This is a genomic window from Raineyella sp. (assembly GCF_034933565.1).
Taxonomy (GTDB): Bacteria; Actinomycetota; Actinomycetes; order Propionibacteriales; family Propionibacteriaceae; genus Raineyella.
In genome coordinates this window covers 55,264-81,995 of the sequence record NZ_JAYFNG010000027.1, presented here as the reverse complement: position 1 = coordinate 81,995, position 26,732 = coordinate 55,264, and the positions used below count along the sequence as shown (strand labels likewise).

The following is a 26,732-nucleotide window of genomic DNA, read 5'->3' as shown; positions in this document are numbered from 1 at the left end:
GGGGCCCGCGGCACCGGGGGCGGACTCGGGACGTCCCCCGGACCCGGGATGGGCGCCGGGCCGGGGTCGTGCGCCGGACTCGAGGTGGGACGCGTCGCCGGGGCCAGCAGCGGGCTCGGGGCGGGGGGTGCCGGGGGTGGCGTCGGACATCACAGACCTGCCTTCTGGATCGCGGACTGGAGGGACGTACGGAAGCCATCGGTGGTGTACGTGGCGCCGGAGACGCCGTCGACCGTGGCAGATTGGCTGGTCATCGCCTGCTCGACGAGCAGCGGTGCCGCGTAGTTGTTGATCCGGGAGGAGTGGCTGTCACTCATCGGAACCTGGGCCCACCGGATCCCGGTGATCCGGGTGCCCGAGACGGTGATGGCGACCTGCATCGGGCCGTACGGGGACTGGTACGCCGACCCGGTGTAGGCGGTGCCGGAGCCGGTCGCCCCGGTGCTGCCTGTGGCCCCGGTGCTGCCTGTTGAACCGGTGCCGGTGGTGGTGCCGGAGCCCGCCGACCGGGAGGTCCTGGCGCCGGAGTGGGCGTCGGACTCGGAGTCCTCCGAGTGGGAATCGGAGTGGGAGTCGGAGTCCGAGTGGGAATCGGAGTGGGAGTCGGAGTCGGAGTCGTCGGACTTCTCGTCGTCGGAGTACCGGGCGCTGTTGCCGGGGAAGGCCGAGCCGGCGAGCCGGGACCCGGACTGCTGGTCGGCTGCGGACCGGTCGGAGTCGGTGCCGAGCCGGCTGATGGTCCCACCGAGTGCGGACAGGGCGGCGTGGCCCGGGCTGAGGACCAGGACGCCGGCCACGCCGGCGACGGTGGCCCCGGTGACCAGGACGGTGGTGATCGCGGACTTCATCGTGGTCGCCTCACAGGTCGAAGATCTCGTGGTGGATGTTCTCGGGGCGGGCACCCAGCGCTCGGGCCGACCGGACGACCTGCCGGTTCAGAGCGGCCGGGCCGCAGACGTACACCTGGGCGTCGTCGAGCCGGCCGACCGTGGCCCGCAGGTGCTCGGGGCTGAGCGGGTAGGCGCTGCGATGACCGGGCATCAGGTGCACCCGGACGTGGGGCCTGGACTGCAGCTCCCACAGCTCGTCACGGTGGGGCATCTGGTCCATCGACCGGGCCCGGTAGATGATGTCGAGCGGTGCCTCGCCGGCCACCCGGTCGGCCAGGGCGGCGACCGGTCCGGCACCCACGCCGCCGGCGACGAGTACCGTGCGTCGGGTGCGGTCCTCGGGATCGGGGGCGACCCGGCCGGGGGTGACCGCCCCGTACGGCCCCTCGACGAGCACCCGGGTGCCGACCCGCAGACCGGCCATCGCGGCCGACGCGTCGCCGAGCGCCTTGACGGTGAGCCGCATCGTGTCGCCGCGCAGCGCCGAGATCGAGTACGGGTGGGCGTCGTAGCCCAGGCCGGGGTGGAGGAAGCGCCAGTTGAAGAACTGCCCCTCCTGGGCCCCGAGCCGGTGCAGGTCACGGCCACGCACCCAGATGCTGACCACCCCCGGTGCCTCGGGGACGACGGCCGCGACCCGCAGGCCGTGGCGCAGGGAACGGTAGAGCGGGCGCAGCACCCGGAAGCCGATGATGGCGCCGAAGACGGCGATGTAGAGGGCCACCCACAGGGCGCGCGACCAGCCGGACAGGAACGGGCCGCCGGCGGTGATCTGGTGGGCGAAGGCCAGCACGACACCGAGGTAGGTGTAGAGGTGGATGGTCCACCAGGTCTCGTGTCTGAGGGTGCGCCGCACCCGCTTCCAGGACGTGTACCCGGCGGCGACGATCGCTGCCGTGCCGGCCAGGGCCGGCAGGATCCACGGCGTGGTGGTGGTGAGGCTCCACAGCTCCGCGAACCAGTTGTGCCTGGCGTCCATCCCGTAGCTGAGCACGACCAGGACGATGTGGACGAAGACGAGCCACATCGCCCAGGGAGCGATCCGCTTGTGCCAGGTGACCAGGTGGTCCTGGCCGATCGAGCGTTCCAGCACGGGCAGCCTGGCGATCAGCAGCAGGAGGACGAGCACGCCGTACGTGCCGACGGAGGCCGCCAGCACGGAGACGACGTAGATGAGGTTGGACAGCGTCCCGGTGAGCGGGAGCACCGCCTCGAGGGTGAGGCCCAGCACCACCCCGCCGATCGCGCCGACCGCGGTGAGGAACCAGGTGGAGGCGCGGCCGTGGGCGTTGTCCCGCTCGGCCTCGACCCTGAGCGGCGTACGCCGGCCCCGGGCCGGCCGCGTCGGGACCTGTGCGGGCCCGATCGCGCGGCGGGGCGGCTCGGCACCGACCTGTGGGGGAGTGCCCGGGGCCATGGCGACGTCGGCCCGGGCGCCGGCCCCGGTGCTGCCGAAGGCGGTCGTCGTGGCTGATCGGTACGTGGGCTCCTGCATGACTACAGACCACAACCGGATGCTGTGCCGATTCTGTGCCCGTCCCCCCGGCGTTCTTGTGAACTCCTGACGGCTGCGCCGGGCGGGGTCGACGATCTGACGAGCGGATCTGACGAGCGGTCGGACAGGATCTGACGATCCGGCGGACGGGATCGGCGGGCAGCCGGGCGGTGCCGACGAGGGATCGACGAGCGGGTCCCGGGCGGGTCCCCGACGGGGCCCCAGGGGGATCCCTGAACGGTCCCTCCGACGTCCCGTCCGGCGCCGCTGGACCGGGCCCGGCGCCACCGGGGAACCTAGCATGGGGCCTCGAGAGACGACACGGTGGGACACCGACGGGAGGTGGGGCGATGGTTCCCGGTCAGACGACCACCGTCGAGGCGACCGGGGTGCTCTTCGAGCCCCGCGCGGACGATCCCGGTGCGCTGGTCGACGCCGCGGGGCGCCAGCCGGTGATCGACCTGACCCGGCGGCTGCGGCCGGCGTCCACCCCGATCGACGAGAAGAAGCTCACCCCGTTCCTCGGCTACTGGGGCCAGTTGCGGCCCGGTCAGAGCCCCGAGGCGTACGTCATCAAGGTGATCCGCACCGCCACCTCCCCGGTCGGCCGCCCCGACGCGGGCGCCGCCGTGGTGGGGCCGCAGGCCGCCCGGTTGCTGGCGAACGAGGAGGAGGCGGCCCGGCGCAACGGGCTGCTCCCCGGCGGGGTGCCGGCCACCGGGGTCGGCGGCGGGTACGCCTGGGTGGTCCGGCGCTACATCCATGGCCTCACCCTCACCCAGACCCGTACGCAGGGCGGGCTGGAGGGCAACCGGGCCGTGCTGGCGCGGTTGATGCTGGAGCGCATCGTCGAGCTGCACACCCGCACCTACAACGGCCATCCGCTCTACCACGGCGACATCAAGCCGGCGAACGTCATCGTCCAGGTCTCCGGCCGGGAGATCACCGGGGTGGAGCTCATCGACTACGAGTCCGGCGGCGCGACCGGGGACGACGGCCCGGCCTGGCGGCACGCGACCTTCCAGTTCGCCAGTCCCGAGCACTTCCTCTCCCCGCGGATCGACCAGGCCGCCGACGTCTTCTCCTGGGGCCTGACCGTCCTCGACATGTACGCGCCCAATCGTCACCCGTTCGTCGGGGCCCTCGACGATCCGCGTGAGTACGAGGACGCGTACGGCACGGGCCGCGGCGCCGATGAGGCCGTGCTGGCGACGATCACCGATCCGGTCGTCCGCGAGTGCGTCCGCCTCGCGCTCACCGTGCGCTCCGACAACCGGCCGAGCGCCCGCGCCCTGCACAGCCGGCTGACCTCGGGCAGCACGGCCCGCCCGGCGGGGCCGGTGCAGGCGCCCACCACCACCTTCGAACTGCCCCGCCGTGACCCCGAGGACCCCGACGCCACGGCGATGCGCAGCTACGGCTTCCCGCCCGTCGGGGCACCGTACGCCCCATCGAACGGGCCCGGGGCGTACGCCTCGCCGAGCGGGCCCGGGGCGTACGCCTCGCCGAGCGGGCATGGCACCGGGCCGGCCACGCCCCAGGACGCGGGCATGACCCGGGTCGCGCCCACCCAGGCGGTCTACCTGCCGCTGGCCGCGGACGAGCCTCCGCTGCCGCCCGCCGCTCCACCTCGGCCCGGGCTGCCCGCCGACACGGCCGACCCGGATTCGGTGCCGGCCCAGCTCGCGGCCTGGTGGCGCCAGTTGTTCGGCGTCGAGGGCTACCTGGGGGCCGAACGGTTCGGCCCTGGCCACTGGGCCGGTTACCTCGCCGCGGCCGCACTCGCCGGCACGGCCCTGGGTCTGGTGGCCGGGGTGGCGCTGCTGGCCCTCGGAAGATTGGTGTTCCCATGAGCGTGTCGTCCTTCGACGAGGCGGAACGACGCCGGTTGGCGAAGCTGGCCCGGCACACCGCCCAGGTCCGCTACGGCCGCCGGCTGCGGATCCTGCGGCTGGTCGGGGTGGGGGTCGCTGTGCTGGTGATGGTCCTCGTGGTGGCGCGCTGATGACCCGCTATCTGTGTCCCCAGTGCGCCGCGCACTACCGCGCCCACGAGTTCACCACCTACACCGCGCAGAGTGAGCCGTGGAGCCCGCCGCGCCGCGATGCGGTCCGTACGGTCGTCCGGGGGGTGCGCTCGCTGCTGGGGGCGACCGCGCCCGACCGGGACCGGGAGCGGGCCGAGCATCTCGAGATGCTGCGCCTCGGCGTCCACCACCGCTGCCCCCGCGGGCATGTGATGCCGGCGGAGTTCCTGCGCCGCGAGACCCTGCCGATCGGCCTGGTCGGGCCTTCGTCGGTGTCGAAGTCGACCTACCTGGCGGTGCTGCTGCAGCGGATCGTCGCGATGACCGACCTGGCTGCGATGGGCCTCACGTTCACCGTCGAGGAGCGGTCCAAGGGCGTCTATCAGCGTGACTACGTCACCCCGCTGGCGATGCGTCGCCCGCCGGAGCAGACCCGGCTGGAACGGACCGCCCCCCTGGTCGTCCGGATGCACCGCGACTGGGCCCCGGACGAGGACGTCAACCTGTTGTTCTTCGACGCCGCGGGGGAGGGCTACCGGGACGCCCGCTCCAGCGCCGACCTCAACCCGTACCTGTCGGTGATGTCGGGCGCGCTGGTGTTCTGTTCTCCGGTCAACCTCGCCTTCGGCCCGGAGACCGGGTTCGCGCTGGCGCCGGGGATCGAGGGGGCCACCGCTCCCGGTGCCGGCACCGTGGTCGCCGCCCTGCAGTCCGCCCGGGCCGTCGCCGACGGCCGACGCGAGCCGGTCCCGACCGGGGTGGTGGTCGCCAAATGTGACGAGCTCGCCCCGCTGGAGGCCCGCCAGCCGCGGCCGGGCCAGTCAATCCCCCTCGATCCCCGGTTCTACGGGCACGAGGACGGCTATCTGCGCCGCCAGTCGCGCTGGCCGTACGAACTGCTGGCCCAGCACGGGCCGGCGATCCTCGCCGAGGCGGAGCGTTTCTCGCTGCTGATCCGCTACCACGCGGTGTCGGCGACCGGCTGCCCGGTGAACAACCTCGGGATGTTCGACACCATCGCCCCGATCCGGGTGCACGAGCCGCTGCTCGGCCTGTTGCACGACATGGGCCTGCTGGCCGGGGCGGCCGCCCTCTTCGGACCGGAGCGGGTCCATGGCTGAGATCCAGCAGGCCGTGATCGGCTGGGGCCCGACCAGCAACGGGCTCGGTGTGCTCGGCAGCTCCGCCGGCTGGCCGCTCGTCGACGGGGTGGCGTGGCTGCCGGACGCCGCGCGGGCGTTCCTGCCGCGGGGCTCGGACGCCGAGGTGATGCGCGGCACCGAGCCGCCCTGCGGTCTGGAGGCGCGACCCACCGAGCACGGCACCCTGCTCGTCTCCAAGGTCTACCTCGGTCGGGTCGGGCGGCCGGGCACGTTCGCGGCGCACTGTCTGCTGGATCCCACCGGCCGCCAGTGCGCCCAGGACCTGCTCGACCTCGCCCGCGACGGCGCACTGTTGCGCCGCGAGGAACAGCCCGTCGGTGGCGTGCTGGAGGTGCTCGGGCTGCCGGCGCGCCGCACCCGGCCCGACCCGGAGGGTGTCCGCCAGGACCTGCTCGCCGCGTTGCTGGGCCACCTCACGGACCGTACGCCCCTGCTGTTGCGGGCGACGGACCGGGCGGCCGGGGTGGAGACCCTGTCCGCGCTGGCCCACGCGCTGCCCCGCAAGGTCGCGGCGGACCTGTGGTGGTCGACCTTCGTCGCCCAGCCCGACGATCCGGCGGAGACCGGCGGGCCGGGGGTCGGGCTGCTGGTCGCGCCGTTCTCCGGTGCCGGCTCGGGGACGGTGGCCGATCGGTACGGCACCGACCGTCCGGGCGACGGGCACGGCCTTCGTACGGGCGACCCGTACGGCACTCGTGCGGCTGACCCGTATGGCCCTCGTGCGGGCGACCCGTACGGCGCCCGTGCGGGCGAGGCCTACGCGACCGACCGACCGGCCGCCGCCTTCGGCGCGGCGGGAGCGGAGCCTGACCGGCGCCCGGCGGCAGCGCCCGCCGGCCCGATCGACCTGGACGGCGGGCCGATCGACGTCAGTGACCGGGCCGCGGCGCTGGCGCGCACCTATCTGGAGCATCCCGGGCAGTGCGCCGAGGCGGACGGTGTCGACACGTTCGTCGCCCGGCTCGACGCTCTGGTGATCGACCCGGCGGTGCCGCTCGACGGCCGCGCCCTCGACCTGCTCGCCGAGGAGGTCGGCCCGTCGGTCTTCGCCCGGCTGCTCACCGGCCCGTACGCGATGACCCGGCTGGCCGAGGTGGTCCGGGCCCGCCGCCGGCTGCCGTACCGCACGCTGTGGACCGCGGTGCCGGTGCTGACCGACCAGATGTACGCCTGGTTCGCGCCGGTCCAGGGCGATCCGGCGATGCAGGCCCGGGCGCAGCGGGTGATCTGCGCGACGATGGACTCCCGCAACCTGTTGCGGCTCGTCGCCCGTCCGCTCAGCCACGACGCCGCCGACTACCGTCCGGTCGTCGCCGACCGCAAGCTCGCCTCGGCTCTGGCCTCGCTCGACGGGTCACGCGAAGGATCGCTGGAGGCGTACGAATGGCGGGTCCTCACCGAAGAGTGGGGCCCCGTCGTCCATGCCGCGGTGGTCGCCTGGCTCGCCGGCTGGACCGACGCCCCCGAGGACCTGGCCCGGTTCGCCGACGACCGCCCCGCGTTCGTGGCCGGTCTGCAGGCGGCCCTGCGGGCCGTCGCCGCCGACCCCGGCGCCGACCCGGCCGACGTCCGGGCCCGGCTCGCCGCATGGCGGGGCCTGCCGGCTGAGGACTGGGCGGATCTCCTGGCCGAGTGCCCGGCCGCCCCCTCGGGCGCGTCCCTCGCGGCGCTCGGCCGTCTCGACCCCCGTGACGTCCGCCAGGTGCTGCGCCGTTCCTGGCCGCGGCTGGCCGCCCAGGCGGGCATCCCGCCGGTGGTCGCCGACGAACTTCGGGTCCGGGGGCTGGGCGGCTTCTGAGCGCAGGTCCGGTCCGGGCGCCGAGGGCACCGGGGACTCAGGCGCCGGCGCGGCCTGGCTGCTGACACCGCAGGCACCACAGGGCGCTGCGGTGCGACGTGGACGTTCCCGCGGGAACGTCCACGGATCACGTCGCCGGTTCGGGTAGATCGCATCGCCGGCGCGGGCGTCCCAGAGCCGGACGCTGCCCCAGAGCCGGACGCTGCCGCAGGTGCAGGTGCAGGTGCAGGTGCAGGTGCGGGTGCAGAGCCAGACGCTGCGGCAGATACAGACGCTGCCGCAGATACTGTTCGCGACCGGATCTTCGGTCGCGTTTGATATTCCAGGACGCGTCTGAGGCGGTGCGTCGGCCGGGCCCCGGCTGGGCGCTCTGAGGCGGTGCGTCGGCCCGGCCCCTACTGGGCGCTCTGACCCGGTGCGCGAGACCCGGTGCCCTCAAGACCCGGTGCGTGCGAGATGGTTGATCATTGAATGAGCGTCTCCTACGCTGACACCGTACGGCCGACGACGTCAGGAGTCAGCATGAGCATGCGATTGCCCACCTATTTCGTCTCGCACGGCGGCGGACCGTGGCCGTGGATCAAGGGCCTGATGCCGGGGATGGACAAGCTGGAGGCTTCCCTGCAGGCCATCCCGGTCGCGCTCGGCCTCACGCCGCGCGCCGTCCTCGTGGTTTCGGGGCACTGGGAGGAGCCCGAGTTCACCGTCCAGACCGCCGAGCACCCGCCGATGGTCTACGACTACAGCGGCTTCCCGGAGTTCACCTACCGGATCCGCTACCCGGCGCCCGGGGCCCCCGATGTGGCCGCGCGGGTCGGGCAGCTGCTCGAGGACGCCGGCATCACCATCCGGTACGACGGCCGGCGCGGCTACGACCACGGGATGTTCGCCCCGCTGTACGTCGCCTACCCCGAGGCCGACGTGCCGATGCTCCAGCTGTCGCTCAAGCGGGGCTACGACCCCGCCGCGCATCTGGCCGTCGGCCGGGCGCTGGCGCCGCTGCGCGACGAAGGCGTGCTGATCCTCGGCAGCGGTTTCACCTACCACAACCTGCGCAACTTCGGCCCGGGCGCCGGTCCCGCCTCCACAGCGTTCGGTGACTGGCTCAACACGACCCTGGTCGAGGGCCCGATCGCGGAGCGTACGGAGCGGCTGGTCCACTGGGCCGAGGCGCCCGGTGCGCGGGCCAGCCACCCGTCGGAGGACCACCTGGTCCCCCTGATGGTCGCGGTCGGGGCCGCCGAGGACGAGCCGGGCGTACGCGTCTACCACGAGCCCGACTTCATGGGCGCTGTCGATTCGGCCAGCTTCCGCTTCGGGGACACGCCGGACGCCGGTCGCTGACACCCGGCCGACGCCCCGGTTCGGTCGGCATCTCCAGCAGACGGATCGCGGCGCAGGTCGGCGGGTCGGGGTCTCCGGCGGGCGGATCGCGGCGCAGGTCGGCGGGTCAGGGTCTCCCGCAGGCGGATCGCGGCGCACGTCGGCAGGCGGGCGGATCGCGCTTCACTCCGGCAGGCCGGCGCCGTTCCAGGTGAAGTGCGCCTTGCGACGCTCGAGGAACGCGGAGGTCCCTTCGGCGAAGTCCGGGCTGGACGCTACCTGGTCCATCCAGGCCGCGACCCGGTCGTCGGTGAGCGTATGACCGACCATCCGGTCCACCAGGTCCTTGGTCGCCTGGATCGACAGCTGGGAACGCCTGGCGATGTCGTCGGCCAGGGCCAGGGCACGGTGCAGCACGACGTCGTCGGGCAGCAGCTCGTCGATGAACCCGATGTGACGCGCCCGCTCCCCGCCGATCAGCTCGGCGGTGAAAACGAGGTACTTCGTGGCGGCCGGGCCGATCAGCCGGACCAACCGCTCCAGCGGGATCGGCGGGTAGACCAGCCCCAGGTTGGCCGGTGGCACTCCGAACCGCGACGACAGCCCGGCGATCCGGATGTCGCAGGCTCCCGCCATCAGCACGCCGCCGCCGACGCAGGACCCGTTGATCGCCGCGATCGTCGGCTTGGGGCACCGGGCGATCGCCTCGTGGGCGTCGGTCGGGCGGTCGTTGTCGAGGATCGCGTCGAGCTCGCTGATATCGGCACCGGCGCAGAAGTGCCCGGCAGCCCCGGTGACGACCACCACCCGGACCGAGTCATCGGCCACGACACGCTCCATCAGGGCCGGCCAGGCGGACCACATCTGCGTGGTCATCGCATTGCGCTTGCGGGGATGGTCGATGGTGATCAGCGCCGTCGCGCCGTGGATCTGCAGGGTCAGTTCGCCGGTCTCGCTCACAGGCCGCATTCTGCTCCGCCGCGGGGTCCGGGGCCCGGGCACCGGACCCGGACGCACTGCTGCACGGCACAGCCGTTCCCGGGGACGGGGATGTCCGGCTCCCGGGGACGCCCGGCGCCCGGGGATGTCCAGCCTCCCTGATCGCGCAGGGCGGAGACGCCGCGGGGGATGTCCGGCGCCCGGGGACGCCCGGCGCCCGGGGATGTCCAGCTTGCCGGGATGTCCGGCGCCCGAGGATGTCCGGCGCAGAGTGTCCGAGCCCCGGAAGGGCTCGCCCCGTCGCGCGCCTACCAGCGTTCGGCAATCACCTTGTCGTACAGCTCGGAGAAGCGGGCCATCCGCTCCGCGTAGTACGCCGCCCGGTCCCGGTGCGGCTCGGCGATCGTGCCCATGTCGGGGGGCGTACGCTCCAGGCCCGGCGCCAGCATCTCCAGCGCCAGCAGCGCCGAGCCGTGCAGCGTCGCCCGCTTGATCGTCACCGGGGCGACCGGGCGGCCCATCACGTCGGCGAGGATCTGCAGCAGTTCGGGCCGGTCCTGGGTGACCCGACCCTGGGCGAGGACACGGACCGCGCCGGGGGCGTGGGTGACGAGCTGGACCGCGATCCGGCGGTACGTCAGGCCGATCCCCTCGACCACGCCGCGGTAGAGCTGGACCGGGGTGGTGGTCGCGTGCACGCCGGCCATCAGCGCGGTGGCGTGCGAGGCCCAGCCGGTGGAGCGCTCGCCGGTGAAGAACGGCAGCACCAGCGGCGTCGCCTCGGACGGTTCGGCGAGCAGGGCCCGGCCGAGCAGCGGCTCGGGGGGCAGGGCGAGGGTGTTGGTGGCCCAGCTGAGGGCGCGACCGACATCATTGACGGCGCCGCCGAGCAACGAGCGGCGCCGGTCGACCCGGTAGCACCACAGCCCGGTCGGCACCTGGTCCAGCGGGCCGGAAACCATCACCCGCAGCGCGCCCGAGGTGGCGGCGGAGGCGCCGATGGTCCGGTTGTCGGTCGCCCCGGCGCCGATGCTGGCCCCCAGCCCGTCGGCGATCGCGGGGAACCACAACGCGCCCTTCAGGGCCGGCCAGCGGGCGTCCAGCCGGTTGTCGGCGGCCTCCAGCGGCTGGTCGGGGTCGCGGACGGTGGACAGGTGCCGGGGGGTGATCCCGCACAGCGCGAGCATCTCCGGGTCCCACTGGCCGGTGCGCCGGTCGAGCAGCCCGCTCCACGACGCCGCCGAGGTCGCGACCGCCGTGCGGCCGAGCAGGTGGAGGTGCAGGTACTCACCGAGCGTCACCCAACGGTCGACCTTGTCGAACGTGCGCGGGTCGGAGGCGGAGAGCCAGCGCAGCCGGGCCGGCAGGTAGGAGGAGTGCAGCCGTACGCCCGTACGCTCATGGATCGCGTCCTCGTCGACCAGCCGGCGCAGTTCATCGACCTGCTGGGCCGACCGGGCGTCGGCGTAGGTGATGCAGGGGGTCAGCGCGAGGCCCTGCCGGTCGATCCCGATCAGCGACGAGGCGAAGCTGTCCAGTGCCACGCCCTTGATCCGGCCCTTGAGGTCCTTGGTGGCGAGGCTGTCGATGATCTCGATCACCTCGGCCAGCACCTGGTCGGGGTCGATGATGCAGGTCCCGTCGGGGCGGCTGGTGAAGGAGTGCGCCACCTTGACCCGCTGCCCGGCCGGTCGGCCGTGCGCGTCGTAGACCGAGCCACGACTCGCGGTGGACCCGATGTCCACGGCCAGGACGAGAGGGTCGACGGCCCTGCTGAGCTCGATCTGGAAGATGCTCCTGGCCATCCTGCCTCCGGGGGATCGTGCGGCCCGCGTCCCCGACACGGGCCAAGCGGTCGTGGTCGTCCTGTCTGTCGAGATCCGCGCCGGTGCGTCCGGTCCGCAAGGACCGTCGGCGCCGTGGTGTGCGGATCGGCGTCGTACGGGGCGTACGACCCGGGCCCGCCCGGGGCGCGTCCTGGCGAGCCCGTCCCCCCGGGGCCGCTCGTCCGACAGCCTAGTCCGTCGGTGGACGCCGCAGAGGCGGGACCCGGCGTCCGGATCCCGCCCCTGGCGGTCGTCGGCGGCCGTACGGCCGTCAACGGGTGGTCGTGCTGGTGGTTCAGGCCTTCATCGTGCCGGTGGACAGCATCCGCTGGTGCCAGGAGAGCGCCTGCGACAGGTCGTGCGGGGTGTGCTGGCCGTTGGCGACCTTGACCGCGACGTCGTAGTAGTCCTGGAGCATCGGACGGTAGTCCGGGTGGGCCACCTTGATCATCTCGGGGACGCGCTGACGCGGCGACTTGCCGCGCAGGTCGGCGACGCCGTACTCGGTGATGACCAGGTCGGTGTCGTGCTCGGTGTGGTCGACGTGCGACACCATCGGGACAATCGCCGAGATGGCGCCCCCCTTGGCGGTCGACGGGCTGACGAAGACGGTCAGGCCGGCGTTGCGGGCGAAGTCGCCCGAGCCGCCGATGCCGTTCTGCATCCGCGAGCCCATGATGTGGGTCGAGTTCACGTTGCCGTACATGTCGGCCTCGATCATGCCGTTCATGGCGATGACGCCGAGTCGGCGGATGACCTCGGGGTTGTTCGAGATCTCCTGGTTACGCAGGATGATCTTCTCGCGGTAGAACTTGGCGTTGTCGTTCATCTTCGCCGCGTACTCCGGCGACAGCGAGAACGCGGTGGCCGAGGCGACCTCGAGCTTGCCGGCGTCGATCAGGTCGACCATGCCGTCCTGGATCACCTCGGTGTAGGAGGTCAGGTTCTCGAACTGGCCGTGCAGCAGGCCGGCGAGGACCGCGTTGGCGACGTTGCCGACGCCGGACTGCATCGCTGGCATCGGGTTGGGCAGGCGCCCGGCCTTCGCCTCGAGATCCAGGAAGTCGAGCAGGTGGCCGGCGATCGACTTGGAGACGTCGTCGAGCGGCTTGAACGGCGAGTTGCGGTCCGGGGTGTCGTTCTCGACGACCGCGATCACCTTGGCCGGGTCGACGGTCAGGTACTTGCCGCCGATCCGGTCACCGGGGTGGTAGATCGGGATGGCGAAGTCGAGCGGGACCTGGTGCAGGCCGCTCATGATGTCGTGCATGCCCTCGAGGTCCTCGGACTGCCAGGAGTTCACCTCGAGGATGACCTTGTCGGCCAGATCGAGCCAGGCCTGGTTGTTGCCGATCGAGGAGGACGGGACGAGCGAGCCGTCGGCCTTGATGGCGCTCAGCTCGATGATGGCGAGGTGCATCTTGCCGTGGAACCCGTTGCGGAACTGCGGCGCGATGTGCGAGAGGTGGACATCCGAGTACTGGATCTCACCGGTGTTGATCTTCTTGCGGGTCTCCGGATCGGACTGGTACGGCGTCCGGAAGTTCACCGCGCTGGCGTCGGCCAGCTCGCCGTCCAGCTCGGGAGCGGTCGAGGCGCCGGTGCCGAGGCTGACCCGGAACGGCTTGCCCGCGGCGTGCAGCGCCTTGGCGCGGGCGGCAAGAGCGATCGGCACCGCCTTCGGGTAGCCGGAGCCGGTGAAGCCGGAGACCCCGATCATGTCTCCGTCATTGACCAGCGCGGCGGCGTCCTCAGCGCTCATCACCTTGCTCTGGTACGCGGCGTTGTGGATCCGATTGCCCATGAATGTCCTCCAAGTCAGGCGCGGCTTTGCAGTCCAAACTTACTGGTCGGTATCCTGCCTGACTGCTTGGGGCGGACAAAACGATGCGGATGTGTCCTGTGCCACACGGTTCCTCGTGCCGGAACAGGACATGCCCGCTCGCCGGGGCCACGTACGGTGGCCGGGCCCTCGCCCGGCCCCGCAGTGTGCCGTGGAGTGGACCGCGGGGCCCGATGGTCTGACCCTGCGGCCCGGTGAGGTGGCCGGACAGGCCTGCCTGATGAGCGGGCGGTCTGATGACGTGGCCGGTCAGGCGTGTCTGACAAGGCCGGACGGGGTCAGTCCTCCTCGGCCGCCCGGGCCAGGAACTTCTCGTGGCGGCCGTGTGCCCGGCGCAGCAGGTCGCGGTAGTGCTGCTCGTTCTCGATCAGCTCGGACTTCAGCTGGTCGGGGATCTGCGGCATCTTGCTGAGCTTGGCGGCGAGCTGGTTGTTGATCCGGGTCCGTTCCTCGGCCGATGCCTCGGGAGGCAGGGCGAGGTACTTCTCGGCCAGGTCCTCGGTGGCGCGGATGATCGCCATGGCGCGGCCCCGCGGGCTGAGCAGTGAGAAGGCGACGGTGACGGCCAGCACCCCGATGATGAAGACCAATGACATCTGGGTGGTGATCTCGACGACCGTGACGGGCTCGCCGTCGTTGATGAACGGCAGGTTGTTCTGGTGCAGGGCGTGCAGGACCAGTTTCACCGCGATGAAGCCGAGGATCGCCGCCAGCCCGTACGACAGGTAGATCAGCCGGTCGAGCAGCCCGTCGATGAGGAAGAACAGCTGCTTGAGCCCCATCAGGGAGAAGACGACCGCCGTGAAGACCAGGAAGACCTCCTGGGTGAGGCCGAAGATCGCCGGGATGGAGTCGAGGGCGAAGAGCACGTCGGTGCCGCCGATGGCGATCATCACCAGCAGCATCGGGGTGAGCGCGCGCTTCCCGTCGACCTCGGTGAACAGCTTGTTGCCGTCGTACGTGTCGGAGGTGTGGAAGAGGCGGCGGACGAGGCGGATGAAGAAGTTCTCCGACTCATCCTCCTCGTCCGAGCCGATCGCCTCCTTGAGGGTGGAGCCGGCGGTGACCAGCAGGATCAGCCCGAAGATGTAGAAGACCCAGGAGAACGCGTTGATCGCCGCGGCGCCGACGAAGATCAGTGCCGACCGGAAGATCAGTGACACCACGATGCCGAAGAGCAGGACCTCCTGCTGGGACTGTCGTGGCACCTTGAACGACGCCATGATGATCAGGAAGACGAAGAGGTTGTCGACGCTCAGCGACAGCTCGGTGATGTAGCCGGCGTAGTACTGGGTGGCGTAGTGCCCGCCCCAGTTGGCCAGGACGAAGAGGCCGAACGCGAGGGCGATCGACACGTAGAGGGCGGACCAGAGCGCCGACTCGCGGATGCTCGGGGTGTGCGGTCGGCGTGCATGGAAGAGGAAGTCGAACAACAGCATCCCCACCACGAAGAGGGTGGTGAGTGCCCAGGTGAGGCCGGAAACCTCCATGCAATGGTCCTTTCGGGAAGGGTGGGCGGGCTTTCACAGCCGGGCCCACGACCATCGACCGCCGGTCCCGCCGTCCGGGCGAGCGCTCGCCGGGCGGAACCCTGGGATCCTACCAATCACGCGTGTCCGACCGGTGTCGAGAACCGGAGCGGTCCGGTGGCTGGTGGGCCCGGGGTGGGCGGGTTGATGGGTCGTGCCTGCGGGGGGCGTGGGGTCGAGCTGGGTGACGGGCCGTGCGGACCGAGGGGGTGCGCCTGTCGAGCAACTCGCCCCTGGGGTCATCGGGGATGGGCCGGCGTCCGCTCGGGGTGGGCGAGGCATCCGCTTCGGCGGGCGGTCGGATCGACGCGCGGTGGGCCTCCCCGGTGGTGGCCGGCACGACACCGACGACGCGGACGGGAGTGCCCGGATGAGCGAGGAGACCTCCATGAGGGGTCCTTTCGGAGACGACGGATGTCGGTCTCGCGAGTCTCTCCGCCGAGCCGCCAGGTGCTTGCCTGCGGTCGACCACACCATCCGGCCCCGGCCGTACGACCGCGACGTGCTGACGTCTGATGTGTCGGGATACTCCCCCACGAACACTTCGAAAGTAGCAGGGGTCACCGAGGGAGGAAAGTCGGCGTGTCCCGGATGTCCGGGCTGGTCGTGCGCCCGGACCGTCGCGGGGTCGGCTCAGGCGCTCACGATCGCCAGCGCGACCAGGGCGACGCTGAAGACCGCCTCGGCCAGCCCGAGCTGCTTGGGCGTCAGGCGGAGCCCGTCGCGGCGCATCGGCCCGGCCAGCGGCAGCGCGAGGGAACGTACGGCCGTGACGGCGAAGAACCAGGCCCAGCCGGCGTACCCGCCGAGGGCCGCACCGGCCAGCGCGACGGCGGTGGCGGCGAGGTGCCAGCCGACGGAGAGGGCCAGGAAGCCCCCGTTGCCGCGCTCGCGGATCATCGACTTCACGAAGAACACGGTGCCGCCGAAATAGGCGAAGCAGACCAGGGCCAGGGCCACCGCCCGGTCGACCTGCGGGCTGCCCCAGCCGTCGATCACTGCCATCGGCGAGGCGAACCGGGCGACCAGCACCACCAGGCTGGCGGCGGCGACGGTCAGCAGCCCGCCGATCAGTGCGCGTTCGTGCCGTCGGGCCGCCAGGGCCAGGGCGACCGTGAGGACCGGCAGGAACGGGATCGCCCAGCCGATCAAGCCGGGCCCGGCCAGCCACCAGGTGACCAGCCCGAGGACGCCGGCCACGGCCGCGTACGTCACCAGCGGGCGCAGGTAGCGCTGCTGGCGGCGCGACTTCAGCCACTGCGAGGCGGCGTGGAAGGCGAAGTAGCCGACCAGCCAGAACAGCCCGAGGACAAGGGCGTACGCAGCGCCCTCGCCGTCCCGGAAGCGCTGCCAGGTGCCGAGGAACCAGGGGACCGTCACCATCGCCCAGGCGCCGTGCTGGTTCGGCACCCAGCCGCTGGTCCCGTGCCGGCGGGCGCGGGTGTGGGTGCGGGGGGTGACGAGAGAGCTCACCCCGCCATTAAACCCGATGAGGCCTGGAGAAATGTGGGTGGGTTGTCGGCCACTGGGTCGTCGGTCACCGGGCCCGGACGCTGTGGGTGACGAGGTAGCTCCGGTCGCGGGCGACGATCTCGGTGGGGCCGACGTCGCGGCGCAGCGTCGGCAGGTAGGGCAGGTGGGCGTTGTAGACGCACCACAGGTCGCCGCCGGGCCGCAGCGCCCGCGCGGCGGTCCGGATCATCCGGAACGCCGGGGTGGAGTCCTTGGCGGTCCCGACGTGGAAGGGCGGGTTGCACACCACCAGGTCGAGGTCCGCGGCGGGCCAGTCGGCCAGGGCGTCGGCGCGGCGGACCGCGACGGTCAGACCGTTCGCCGCGGCGGTGGCCGCGGTGGCGGCGACGGCCGCCCGGGAGGTGTCGACGCCGGTGACCCGCCAGCCGTGCCGGGCCAGGGCCGCTGCGAGGATCCCCGAGCCGCAGCCGAGGTCGACCGCCCGGTCCGCGCCGGCGGCGGGCCGCAGGCCGTCGACCCGGTCGAGCAGCAGCCGGGTGCCCGGATCGAGCCGGTTGCCGGCGAAGGTGGCGCCGTACGTCACGACCGTCAGATCGGCCTCGGGCAGTGCCGCCGACCGTGGCCAGGCCGCCGCGGCGGTGCGGGCGGCGGGCAGCGGCGCGGCGGCGTGCAGCACCCGGCACTTGCGGACGCCGAGGCTGGCCCGGACCTCGGCGAAGTGCGCGGCGAGCACCTCGTTCATCCCGCGGGTCATGTGCTTCACCCGGGCCCCGGCGACGATCCGCACCTCGGGGTGACAGTGCGCGGCGACGGCCTCGACCAGCTCGTCGAGGGCGTTCAGGTTGGCCGGCAGGCGCAGCAGCACGAGGCGTACGTCGGCCAGCCCCGGGTCGTCCCAGGACTCCACCACCCGGGGCGCGACCGCCGCGCCGGCGTCGGTGGCACCGGCCGCCACGTCGAGCTCGTCGGCCAGCAGGTCGGCCCGGTGCAGGACCGTACGTCCCTGCCCGGCCAGGGCCACCGCGAGGGCGGGCGCGTCGAGGCAGAGCACCGGGGCATCGGCCCCACTCGTGGCGCCGGTCGCTGGGGTGCCGGTCGCCCGGGAGCCGGTCGGGGAGCCGTCGACCGTGGCCGCTTCGGTGAGGATCAGCTCGTCGACGGCGTCCGGGGTGTGCACGGGGCCAGCCTAGTGCCGGGCGGGCGGTAGCCCGACCTGTCGGAGCCACATGGTGCGGCGGGTGCCGGACGCGCGGCTGGTCCCGGGGGCCGGTCTGGCGGAGCGGACATGGGGAGGGCGCTCGGAGGACGTTCGTGAGGGCGGGAGTCCCTGCAGGTCGCTCGGGGGCGAGCGCTAATGTGCTGATCGTGGCGGGCGAAGTCCTTGAGGTCCATGTCATTGCCGACTCCACCGGGGAGACGGCGGCTCGCCTTGCCCGCGCGGCGCAGGCCCAGTTCCCGTCCCGACGCTTCCGGATCATCCGCCACCCGCGGATCAGCTCCGTCGAGAGCGTCGTCTCGGTCGTGGAGAGCCTCAAGGGTCGTACGGCCGCCAGGATCGTCATCACCACCCTGGTGAACCCGGACCTGCGCGACCTGGTCAACCGGGCCTGCGACGGGCTGGGCATCCGGCACTCCGACCTGCTCGGCCCGACCCTCGCCGCGATCGAGGAGATCACCGGCACCGAGGCCGACCTGGTGCCGATGCGTCCGGTCGGGGTCGAGGCTGACTACTTCACCCGCATCTCGGCGATGCAGTACGTCATCCAGCAGGACGACGGCCAGCACCTGGAGTCCCTCGGTCAGGCCGACATCGTCCTGCTCGGCGCGTCGCGCAGCGGCAAGACCCCGCTGTCGATGTACCTCGGCTACCTCGGCTACCGCACCGCCAACGTCCCGCTGGTGCTCGGCATCGACCCGCCGCCCCAGCTCGCCCTGGTCGACCGCTGGCGCCTGGTCGGGCTGACGATGGACCCCGAGCGGCTGGTCGAGATCCGCCGCGAGCGGATCGGCCGGCTCGGCATGGGCACCGGCCTGCGCTCCCGCAAGGACGGGTACGCCGACCTGGCCCGGGTGTACGACGAGGTCGACCAGATCGTCGCGATGGAGCGCCGGCTCGGCGCCGTGGTGGTCAACACCACCTCGGTCGCGCTGGAGGAGAACGCCGCGAAGATCATCGAGATCGCCGAGCGCCGGGCCCAGCAGGCCGGCGGCCACCTGCGGGAGATCCCCGGCGAGCCGCGGGCCACGCCGCGCTCGGCCCTGTCGGTCCGACAGGGCTCGCCTGCTCCGGCCTCCGAGGGGCCTGCTCCGGCCTCCGAGGCGCCGGCCCCCGCCGTCGGCGTGTCGGCCCCTGCTTCCGGCGTACCGGTCCCCACGTCGGGCGCCCGGAGGACCGCCTCGGAGGGCCTCCCCCCGTGCCCGTCGGAGCGCCCGGGCACCCCATGGCCGCCTCGAGAGGGGCATGGTCCGGCGCTCGCCTAGAGTGCTGATCACCGGCTGACCACCGGGCTGAACGTCGCCGGACATCGAGGTCCGGCACGAACGAGGAGAAGCTGATGACTGATCAGGCCCCACACAGCCGCTACATCTACGACCTCGCCGAGGGCAACGCTGACATGAAGCCGCTCCTCGGTGGTAAGGGCGCCGGTGTGGCCGAGATGTACCGGATCGGGGTTCCGGTCCCTGACGCGTTCACCGTCACCACCACCGCGTGCGTGGAGACCATGAAGACCGGTCAGTGGCCGGCGGCTCTGTGGAGCGAGATCGAGGAGGCGATGCACCGCCTCGAGGAGCGTACGGGCCGTACGCTCGGCGGGGCCGAGAAGCCTCTGCTGGTCTCCGTACGGTCCGGTGCCGTGCAGTCCATGCCCGGCATGATGGACACCATCCTCAACCTCGGCATCAACGACACCTCCGTCGAGGCGCTGGCTGCCGAGGCCGGCAACGCCCGCTTCGCGTGGGACTCCTACCGCCGCTTCATCCAGATGTACGGCGAGGTCGTCGAGGGCATCGCCCCGCACATCTACGAGGACGCCCTCACCGCCATGAAGCAGGCCAAGGGTGCCGCCAGCGACACCGACCTGAGCACCGAGGACCTGCAGGAGCTGGTGGCCGAGTTCAAGCAGCTCTCCACCGAGGCCCTGGGCGGCGCCTGGTCGACCGACCCGATGGAGCAGCTGCGCCGCGCCGTGGACGCCGTCTTCCGGTCCTGGAACAACCCGCGTGCCGAGGTCTACCGGCGCGCCAACAACATCTCCGCCGAGCTCGGCACCGCCGTCAACGTGATGCAGATGGTGTTCGGCAACATGGGCGAGACCTCCGCCACCGGGGTGTGCTTCACCCGCAACCCCTCCACCGGCGCGAAGGAGCTCTACGGGGAGTTCCTCACCAACGCGCAGGGCGAGGACGTCGTCGCGGGCATCCGTACGCCCCGGCCGCTGGCCGAGATGGAGCAGGTCCTCCCGGAGGCCTACCACCAGCTCCTGGACACCATGGACCGGATGGAGAAGCACTACCGGGACATGCAGGACATGGAGTTCACCATCCAGGACGAGAAGCTCTACATGCTGCAGACCCGCAACGGCAAGCGCACCGCGCGGGCGGCGATCAAGGTCGCCGGCGACCTGGTCGACGAGGGCATCATCGACAAGAACGAGGCGGTCCGCCGGATCGAGCCCAACCAGCTGGACCAGCTGATGCACCCCGGCATCGACCCCGAGGCCAAGCCCGAGCCGGTCACCGTCGGCCTGAACGCCTCCCCGGGCGCCGCGGTCGGCGTGGTCGTCTTCGACGCCGACACCGCCGAGGCGCGCGGCAAGGCCGGTGAGGACGTCGTGCTGGTCCGCTGGGAGACCACCCCGGACGACATCCACGGCGTCATCCAGGCCCAGGGCGTGCTGACCTCGCACGGCGGCATGACCTCCCACGCGGCGGTGGTCGCCCGCGGCATGGGCCGGCCCTGCGTCGCCGGCGCCCACGAGCTGTCCATCGACGCCGCCAACAAGGTCTTCTCGGTCAACGGTCGGACCTGGCACGAGGGCGACGTCATCTCCATCGACGGCACCACCGGCGAGGTGTTCGACGGGGCGGTGAAGCTGATCCCGCCGTCGATGAGCGAGGACTTCGAGCGGATCATCGGCTGGGCCGACGAGGTGCGGTCGCTGACCGTGCGGGCCAACGCCGACAACGGCCACGACGCCGCGAAGGCGCGCGAGTTCGGCGCCCAGGGCATCGGCCTGTGCCGCACCGAGCACATGTTCATGGATGAGATCCGGCTGCCCGCCGTGCAGCGGATGATCCTGGCCGACAACGAGGCCGACCGGGCCGCGGCGCTGGCCGAGATCCTGCCCCTCCAGCAGGCCGACTTCGAGGCGATCTTCGAGGCGATGAGCGGCCTGCCGGTGAACATCCGGCTGCTCGACCCGCCGCTGCACGAGTTCCTGCCCGGCCTGGTCGAGCAGAATCTCAAGGTCCAGGAGCTCAGGCTCACCGGCGCCCCCGCCGACGAACTGGCCAAGGAGGAGGCGCTGCTGGCCCGGGTGAAGAAGCTCTCCGAGGCGAACCCGATGCTCGGCACCCGCGGCTGCCGCCTGTCGCTGCTCTACCCGGAGATCCCGGACATGCAGACCAAGGCCATCGTCCGGGCCGCCGTCGCGGTCAAGAAGCGCGGCTTCGAGCCGATCATGGAGATCATGGTCCCGCTGGTCGCCTACCCGGAGGAGCTCAAGCGGCTGCGGGAGATCATCGTCCGGGTCGCCGACGAGGAGATCGCCGCCGGCGGGGTGCCGCTCGACTACACGGTCGGCACGATGATCGAGCTGCCGCGCGCCGCTCTGGTCGCCGACCAGATCGCCGACTACGCCGACTACTTCAGCTTCGGCACCAACGACCTCACCCAGACCGGGATCGGCCTGTCGCGTGACGACGCCGAGGGCTCGTTCCTCAACGCCTACATCGACAACGACATCATCCCGGCCAACCCGTTCGCCCAGATCGACCGGGACGGTGTCGGCGAGCTGGTCCGGATCGGCGTCGAGAAGGGCCGCAGCAGGAAGCCCGGCCTGAAGACCGGTGTCTGTGGTGAGCACGGCGGCGACCCGCAGTCGATCGAGCTGTTCAACGAGATCGGGATGAACTACGTGTCCTGCTCCCCGTTCCGCGTCCCGATCGCCCGCCTCGCCGCGGCCCGGGCGGCACTGGAGCAGCGCGCCTGAGCCGGCACGTCCGGACCATCCACGAGACATGCCCTGCACAGGTGGCGCCGCCCCCGCCGGGGAACCGGCCGGGGCGGCGCCACGCCCGTTCTCGGCGGGCTGCGTGCGTACGCAGGCGTGGATGGCGTCCGCCGGTCCGCGGGACGTACGGATCTGCTCGCCGATCGTGACCCCGGGCCCCTGTGGCGTCCGCCGGTCCGGGGGACGTACGTGCCCGGGTGGTCACGGTCGGGTCTCCATCGCCCGGTCATCCGTCCGGGCGGTTCGTGGCCTTCACTAGGATCACGGGAGTGCAGACACTGACCTACGCGGCACGGACCGACAAGGGACCGGTGCGCCAGGAGAACCAGGATGCGGTCCTGGCCGCGCCACCGGTGTTCCTCGTCGCCGACGGGATCGGAGGCCAGGCCGGCGGCGGACTGGCCAGCCGGGCGATCGTCGAGGAGTTCGGTTCACTGGTGGGCCGCGAGCTCGACGTCGACACCGTGTCCGCCGCGGTGCGGGCCGCCCACCAGCGGGTCGTCGCGCTGCACGATGACAACCCGGGGGCCGGCAGCACGCTCTGCGCGGTGGTCGGCGTCCGGGTGGCGGGCGAGGACACCTGGATGGTGCTCAACGTCGGGGACTCCCGGTGCTACCTGGTGAACGACGGACCGCAGGGCCGTGCGGTCAGCCAGGTCACCGTCGACCACTCGCTGGTGCAGGAAATGATCGATGCCGGCGTGCTGGACCCCCGGGAGGCCGAGCTGATGCCGCTGCGCAACGTGATCACCCGCGCGATGGGCTCGGAGCAGGAGTCCGAGGCGGACGTCCGGCTGCTGCCGGTGGTGCCGGGGCAGCGGCTGATGCTGTGCAGCGACGGTCTGGTGAACGCGGTCCCGCTGGCCGAGATCGAGGACGTCCTGATCGGCCGTCCGGAGGCGGAATCGGCCTGTCAGACGCTGCTCGATCTCGCGTTGGGTTACGGTGCTCGTGACAATGTGTCGGTAGTTGTCGTCGACGTACAGGATGGGTGATGACGGTTCAGGACCCGCAGCAGAGCAGCGACCCCCAGGGTGGGGCGACCATCGGCTCCTGGCGCGTCACGTACGCACCGGGTGACTGGGTGGTGCTCGCCGGCCCCGATGCTCTCGTCGTGATGCCCCCCGCCCCGGCCCGGGTGGCCGAGTTCGTCACCACGGTGTGGGAGAGCATCGTGCCGACCGTGTCGATCGACGACCTGGTCACCGAGCTGGGCCGTGCCGGGGTCACCGAGATGCCGGACATGGCGGCGCTGTTCTGGGACGCCGGGTCGATGCACAGCCTGGTGCGTGGCCGGCTGCAGGTGGTCGACACCGCCACCGGCGAGGTCATCGCCAGCGGCGAAGGCGTCCGCACCTGGAGCGAGAGCGGTCTGGGTGACGTCAGCTCCGTGCGGATCCAGGCCGCCGACGGGGGCCCCGATCCCGAGGATGCGCTGGTGCTGCCGCTGGTGGTCGGCGCGGTCCGCGCCCACTCCCTGCTGGTCGAGACCAGTCAGGACCGCCTGGTCACCGTCCCGGTCCCGCCCCCGCGGGCCGCAGTGGTCGAGCCGGCCGGTCCGGGCCGGACGACCGGAGCTCTCCCCACCGTCCCCGAGGCCCCTGCCGTCGACCATCCGGAGGCGGAGACCGAGCACGGGCAGGTCTACGACCCGATGCACCCCGAGAACGACGAACCCGCCCACCACACCGGTGCCCCGGCGGGTCTCGCACCCGTCCCGCCGGCACCGGCACCCGTCCCGCCGGCACCCGCCCCGGTTCCCGTCGTCCCCGTACCCGTCCCGCCGGCACCGGTCGCGCCGGCACCCGTCGGGCCGGACTCGGCCACCCAGGTGCTCGGTGGTGCGGCCGCCGAGGCCTCGACCCAGCTCCTCGACACCTCCGCCGCGGGCCAGCCGTCCGCCCCGACCGACCGGTCCGCCGCGGACCGCACCGGCGAGGGGCCGAGCGTCGAGCCGTCGCCGGTGATGGCCCTGTTGCGCCCGATCACCGGTGCCCCGGTGGCCGTCGACCGGATGGTGCTGATCGGCCGGGCGCCGAGCCCGGACCGTGCCGGCCCCGGCGTGGTGGCGAAGCTGATGACCGTGCCGAGCCCGTCGCACGACATCAGCCGTACGCACGTGAAGGTCGAGCCGGTGGGGCGTACGGTCCAGGTCACCGACCTGCACTCCACGAACGGCACCGTGCTGATCACCGGCCCGATCGGCGGGGACCCGTCGCTGGCCGGGCAGCGCCACCAGCTGGTCCCCGGCGAGCCGGTGGCCGTGCAGCCGGGGTGGATCCTCGACCTCGGGGACGGGGTCACGATCCTCATCGACCGCGCCTGACCATGGCCGGGCAACGGCACCGCGTGGACCGGGGAGTGCGACAGGGGTCCTTGCGGGAAGCCAATCTGGAACTGATCACCCGGCACGTCTTCGCCCACGGCGAGGACGGTGAGCCGATCTCCCGGGCGCGGCTCGCCGTGGAGGCGCGGATGACCCGGTCGACCTCCTCGCGGCTGGTCGACGCCCTGATCGAGGGCCGGATCATCGAGGCGCTGCCGCCGGTCAACACCGCCACCCGGGGGCGCCCTGCGGTGCCGCTGATCCCGGCCCGCAACTCCTACGTCGGGCTCGGGATGGAGATCAGCGTCGGGATGCTCGCCGCCCGGCTGGTCGACCTGTCCGGCCGGGTGCTGGCGGAGAGCCTCGACGAGGGAGCGCTGGTCGGCGCCGAGCCGGGCAAGGTGCTGCGCCACCTGGGCGTGATGATCCGCGAGATCCTCGACGACCTGGCTCCCGGCCTGGTGCTCGCCGGGGCGACGCTGTCCCTGCCCGGGCTGGTGGACCGGCGCGACGGCCGGCTGCTGGTCGCCCCGAACCTGGGCTGGACCGATCTCGACCCGTACCCGCTGCTGGCGCCGGTGATCGGTCCCGGGGTCGACTTCAGCATCGGCAACTCCGCGAACCTCGCCGCCCGGGCCGTCGCCCAGACCCGTCCGGGCCGGCCCGGCCCGTGGCCGAGCTTCGTCTACCTGCACGGCGAGATCGGCGTCGGCGCGGCGATCCGGCTGGACGGCCGCGAGTTCCTCGGCGCGCACGGCTGGGCCGGTGAGATCGGCCACATGACGGTCGACCCGGCCGGGCCGCCCTGCCGCTGCGGGTCGCACGGCTGCCTCGAGCAGTACATCGGCCGGCACAGCCTGCTGCACGCCGCCGGGCTGCCACCGCGGGCCTCGGTCCACACTCTGCTCGGCCGGGTGGAGAGCGGCGACCCGACCGCGGTGCAGGCGGTCGAGGCGGCCGGCCACGCGCTCGGGTCGGTGCTGTCCGGGGTGGTGAACCTGCTCGACCTGCCCACCCTGGTGCTCGGCGGCGACCTGGCGGTGATCGGGGAGCACCTGCGTGCCCCGATCGCCGAGGAGATGCGCCACCGGCTGCTGTCCGACCCGCTGGCCGCCCCCGAGGTGGTGCTCGCGCCGATGGGGCCGGCCCTGTCGGCCACCGGTGCCGCGTACGAGGCGCTCGACCGGGTGATCCTGGACCCGGCGCGGTGGCTGCGTGGCGAGGACGACCCGCAGCGTCCCGGCGAGGACGGGCAGCCGGACGGTGACGATGCCGATGCGGATGCCGACGTTCCGTACGGTGACGGTGACGATGCCGAGGTCGTGGAGCATGCCGATGCCGACGTCGCGGATGACCGTGCCGAGCCGGGTGCGGACGGCAGCGAGGACGCCGGGACGCCCACGGATCGGGGGCCTGCCACCGCCCCCTCGGTGTGGCGTTAGGCTCGGACCATGCTGCTGTCGGACGGTGATATCGCCGCGGAGATCGAGTCGGGACAGATCTGCCTGGACCCGTACGACCCGGCGATGATCCAGCCTGCCAGTGTCGACGTACGGCTCGACAAGTTCTTCCGGATCTTCCAGAACCATCGCTACCCGAACATCGACCCCGCGGTCGAGCAGGCCGAACTGACCCGGCTGGTGGAGCCCGAGGGCCCCGACGAGCCGTTCATCCTGCATCCGGGGGAGTTCGTCCTCGCCTCGACGTACGAGGTAATCACCCTCGGCACCACGCTCGCGGCACGGCTGGAGGGCAAGTCGTCGCTCGGCCGGCTGGGACTGCTCACGCACTCGACGGCCGGCTTCGTCGACCCCGGCTTCAGCGGGCACGTCACGCTGGAGCTGTCGAACGTCGCGACGCTGCCGATCAAGCTGTGGCCGGGGATGAAGATCGGCCAGCTGTGCTTCTTCCGGCTGTCCTCACCCGCGTTGGCGCCGTACGGGTCGACGAAGTACGGCTCGCGCTACCAGGGCCAGCGCGGCCCGACCCCGAGCCGCTCGTACCTGAACTTCCACCGCACGCCGATCGCCTGATCCCGGACGGGGAACCCGCTGCGGCTCACCTGATCCCGTGACGGGACCTCGTACGGCGCGGCTGATCCCGCGCGGCGCCTCAGGCGGACGCCGGGGCGTCGAGCGGTCGGCTCAGGCCGAGCAGCATCGCCACGCAGATGGAGACGTCCAGCTCGTCGTGCGGGGCGGCCGTCCTCTGGGCGGCTGCCCCGGGTGCGGGCGCGGGTGACTCGTCCCGGGTCTCCGGGATCTCGGGGGGCTCTGCGGTCTCCGGAGACTCCCGGATGCGGCCGAAGAACGCCCTGCGGATGGCCGACCCGAAGCGCCAGCAGTTGAGCTGCGTGGCCAGCCGGTGCGGATCCACCAGCCACTCCCGGCCGTGTTCGGCGGCGAGCGTGGCCAAGCCACCGGCGAGCTCCTTGTCGAACTGTGTGGCACCCTCGGTGACCATGGTGCGCAGCTCGTCGTGACGCATGGCGTGGAACGCCAGCGAGGCGGGGACGTCGCCGTCCACCGCGTCCTGCCCGGCCAGCGCGGTGAGGAAGGTGGTGAGCGCCTCGTCGAAGCTCCCGTCCCGAGGCAGCGGGGCCGGCTGCGGTGCCATGTGTCGGTTGATCAGCAGCCGGATGAACTCCGCCCGGCTGCTGAACGCGTAGTGGAAGGACGCCAACGGCATCCCCGCCTCGGTGACGACGGCGCGGGTGGTGGCTCCCTCGAGCCCCACCCGGGCGATCACCCGTTCGCCGGCTTCCAGGAGCAGCTCCCGTCGCCGGTCGACACGCAGGTTCGGCATTTCAGGACTCCTCGGACCTCGGCCCCCAGCCGCGGAATCGACGCTTGTCAGCACTTTGTATC

Annotated in this window: 20 protein-coding genes and 1 pseudogene; 12 read left to right on the top strand and 9 right to left on the bottom strand. The window is 72.3% G+C overall.

Features of this window, described 5'->3' with window-relative positions:
* Positions 1-149: 149 nt before the first annotated feature.
* Entirely contained in the window at positions 150-848 is a 699-nt protein-coding gene (locus VB059_RS08930; protein WP_323421670.1) for an FMN-binding protein, read from the bottom strand.
* A 10-nt stretch (positions 849-858) separates the two neighbouring features.
* The gene (locus VB059_RS08925) at positions 859-2,385 is read right to left on the bottom strand and encodes a ferredoxin reductase family protein (protein ID WP_323421669.1); all 1,527 of its coding nucleotides are present in this window, start codon (positions 2,383-2,385) and stop codon (positions 859-861) included.
* 350 nt (positions 2,386-2,735) lie between these two features.
* Between VB059_RS08925 and VB059_RS08920 the strand changes: the two genes are divergently transcribed.
* The 6 genes from VB059_RS08920 (at position 2,736) to VB059_RS08895 (ending at position 8,716) form a co-directional block, all read left to right on the top strand.
* Complete coding sequence (locus VB059_RS08920; protein WP_323421668.1) at positions 2,736-4,238, top strand: hypothetical protein; 1,503 nt, start codon at positions 2,736-2,738, stop codon at positions 4,236-4,238.
* A complete protein-coding gene (locus VB059_RS08915; RefSeq protein WP_323421667.1) occupies positions 4,235-4,390 on the top strand; it encodes a hypothetical protein in 156 nt (51 codons plus the stop codon). Before VB059_RS08920 ends, VB059_RS08915 begins: the two co-directional genes overlap by 4 nt.
* The gene (locus VB059_RS08910; RefSeq protein ID WP_323421666.1) at positions 4,390-5,532 is read left to right on the top strand and encodes a hypothetical protein; all 1,143 of its coding nucleotides are present in this window, start codon (positions 4,390-4,392) and stop codon (positions 5,530-5,532) included. Before VB059_RS08915 ends, VB059_RS08910 begins: the two co-directional genes overlap by 1 nt.
* Positions 5,525-7,372, top strand: coding sequence for a hypothetical protein (locus VB059_RS08905; protein WP_323421665.1), 1,848 nt, complete (start codon positions 5,525-5,527; stop codon positions 7,370-7,372). Before VB059_RS08910 ends, VB059_RS08905 begins: the two co-directional genes overlap by 8 nt.
* Positions 7,373-7,583: 211 nt before the next feature.
* Complete coding sequence (locus VB059_RS08900; protein ID WP_323421664.1) at positions 7,584-7,709, top strand: hypothetical protein; 126 nt, start codon at positions 7,584-7,586, stop codon at positions 7,707-7,709.
* Between the two features lie 185 nt (positions 7,710-7,894).
* Positions 7,895-8,716 (top strand): class III extradiol ring-cleavage dioxygenase, encoded by an 822-nt coding sequence (locus VB059_RS08895; RefSeq protein WP_323421663.1) that lies wholly within the window; start codon positions 7,895-7,897, stop codon positions 8,714-8,716.
* 162 nt (positions 8,717-8,878) lie between these two features.
* Here the strand turns inward: VB059_RS08895 and VB059_RS08890 are convergent, their stop codons facing one another.
* From VB059_RS08890 to VB059_RS08865, 6 genes are all read right to left on the bottom strand, one after another.
* Positions 8,879-9,655 (bottom strand): enoyl-CoA hydratase/isomerase family protein, encoded by a 777-nt coding sequence (locus VB059_RS08890; RefSeq protein WP_323421662.1) that lies wholly within the window; start codon positions 9,653-9,655, stop codon positions 8,879-8,881.
* A 287-nt stretch (positions 9,656-9,942) separates the two neighbouring features.
* On the bottom strand, positions 9,943-11,439 hold the full coding sequence (locus VB059_RS08885) for a gluconokinase (RefSeq protein ID WP_323421661.1): 1,497 nt from the start codon (positions 11,437-11,439) through the stop codon (positions 9,943-9,945).
* Between the two features lie 316 nt (positions 11,440-11,755).
* Positions 11,756-13,264: a succinate CoA transferase gene (locus VB059_RS08880; RefSeq protein WP_323421660.1), complete on the bottom strand. Its 1,509-nt coding sequence runs from the start codon at positions 13,262-13,264 to the stop codon at positions 11,756-11,758.
* A gap of 317 nt (positions 13,265-13,581) precedes the next feature.
* Positions 13,582-14,793, bottom strand: coding sequence for a TerC family protein (locus VB059_RS08875; protein ID WP_323421659.1), 1,212 nt, complete (start codon positions 14,791-14,793; stop codon positions 13,582-13,584).
* Positions 14,794-15,465: 672 nt separating this feature from the next.
* The gene (locus tag VB059_RS08870; RefSeq protein ID WP_323421658.1) at positions 15,466-16,305 is read right to left on the bottom strand and encodes a YwiC-like family protein; all 840 of its coding nucleotides are present in this window, start codon (positions 16,303-16,305) and stop codon (positions 15,466-15,468) included.
* 64 nt (positions 16,306-16,369) lie between these two features.
* Positions 16,370-17,482, bottom strand: coding sequence for a class I SAM-dependent methyltransferase (locus tag VB059_RS08865; protein WP_323421657.1), 1,113 nt, complete (start codon positions 17,480-17,482; stop codon positions 16,370-16,372).
* Positions 17,483-17,670: 188 nt separating this feature from the next.
* Between VB059_RS08865 and VB059_RS08860 the strand changes: the two are divergent.
* The 6 genes and pseudogenes from VB059_RS08860 to dcd form a co-directional block, all read left to right on the top strand.
* Positions 17,671-18,555: pseudogene (locus VB059_RS08860) on the top strand (pyruvate, water dikinase regulatory protein); the annotation flags it as partial.
* A gap of 305 nt (positions 18,556-18,860) precedes the next feature.
* Complete coding sequence (gene ppdK / locus VB059_RS08855; RefSeq protein ID WP_323421656.1) at positions 18,861-21,518, top strand: pyruvate, phosphate dikinase; 2,658 nt, start codon at positions 18,861-18,863, stop codon at positions 21,516-21,518.
* Positions 21,519-21,808: 290 nt separating this feature from the next.
* Positions 21,809-22,534, top strand: a complete 726-nt coding sequence (locus VB059_RS08850) for a PP2C family protein-serine/threonine phosphatase (RefSeq protein WP_323421655.1) — start codon at positions 21,809-21,811, stop codon at positions 22,532-22,534.
* Positions 22,534-23,865, top strand: coding sequence for an FHA domain-containing protein (locus VB059_RS08845; protein WP_323421654.1), 1,332 nt, complete (start codon positions 22,534-22,536; stop codon positions 23,863-23,865). Before VB059_RS08850 ends, VB059_RS08845 begins: the two co-directional genes overlap by 1 nt.
* Positions 23,866-23,915: 50 nt before the next feature.
* A complete protein-coding gene (locus VB059_RS08840) occupies positions 23,916-25,307 on the top strand; it encodes an ROK family protein (protein ID WP_323421653.1) in 1,392 nt (463 codons plus the stop codon).
* 9 nt (positions 25,308-25,316) lie between these two features.
* On the top strand, positions 25,317-25,898 hold the full coding sequence (gene dcd, locus VB059_RS08835) for a dCTP deaminase (protein WP_323421652.1): 582 nt from the start codon (positions 25,317-25,319) through the stop codon (positions 25,896-25,898).
* 79 nt (positions 25,899-25,977) lie between these two features.
* Here dcd and VB059_RS08830 read toward each other — a convergent pair whose 3' ends face one another.
* Positions 25,978-26,670, bottom strand: a complete 693-nt coding sequence (locus VB059_RS08830) for a TetR/AcrR family transcriptional regulator (RefSeq protein ID WP_323421651.1) — start codon at positions 26,668-26,670, stop codon at positions 25,978-25,980.
* Between the last annotated feature and the right edge of the window lie 62 nt (positions 26,671-26,732).

Bases quoted from the DNA above. Each gene is read 5' to 3' on its own strand.
- VB059_RS08925 (WP_323421669.1), bottom strand. From the start codon at position 2,385: ATGCAGGAGCCCACGTACCGATCAGCCACGACGACCGCCTTCGGCAGC.
- VB059_RS08830 (WP_323421651.1), bottom strand. From the start codon at position 26,670: ATGCCGAACCTGCGTGTCGACCGGCGACGGGAGCTGCTCCTGGAAGCC.
- VB059_RS08920 (WP_323421668.1), top strand. From the start codon at position 2,736: ATGGTTCCCGGTCAGACGACCACCGTCGAGGCGACCGGGGTGCTCTTC.
- VB059_RS08845 (WP_323421654.1), top strand. From the start codon at position 22,534: ATGACGGTTCAGGACCCGCAGCAGAGCAGCGACCCCCAGGGTGGGGCG.
- VB059_RS08880 (WP_323421660.1), bottom strand. From the start codon at position 13,264: ATGGGCAATCGGATCCACAACGCCGCGTACCAGAGCAAGGTGATGAGC.
- VB059_RS08875 (WP_323421659.1), bottom strand. From the start codon at position 14,793: ATGGAGGTTTCCGGCCTCACCTGGGCACTCACCACCCTCTTCGTGGTG.
- VB059_RS08910 (WP_323421666.1), top strand. From the start codon at position 4,390: ATGACCCGCTATCTGTGTCCCCAGTGCGCCGCGCACTACCGCGCCCAC.
- ppdK (WP_323421656.1), top strand. From the start codon at position 18,861: ATGACTGATCAGGCCCCACACAGCCGCTACATCTACGACCTCGCCGAG.
- VB059_RS08905 (WP_323421665.1), top strand. From the start codon at position 5,525: ATGGCTGAGATCCAGCAGGCCGTGATCGGCTGGGGCCCGACCAGCAAC.
- VB059_RS08895 (WP_323421663.1), top strand. From the start codon at position 7,895: ATGAGCATGCGATTGCCCACCTATTTCGTCTCGCACGGCGGCGGACCG.
- VB059_RS08885 (WP_323421661.1), bottom strand. From the start codon at position 11,439: ATGGCCAGGAGCATCTTCCAGATCGAGCTCAGCAGGGCCGTCGACCCT.
- VB059_RS08930 (WP_323421670.1), bottom strand. From the start codon at position 848: ATGAAGTCCGCGATCACCACCGTCCTGGTCACCGGGGCCACCGTCGCC.
- VB059_RS08915 (WP_323421667.1), top strand. From the start codon at position 4,235: ATGAGCGTGTCGTCCTTCGACGAGGCGGAACGACGCCGGTTGGCGAAG.
- dcd (WP_323421652.1), top strand. From the start codon at position 25,317: ATGCTGCTGTCGGACGGTGATATCGCCGCGGAGATCGAGTCGGGACAG.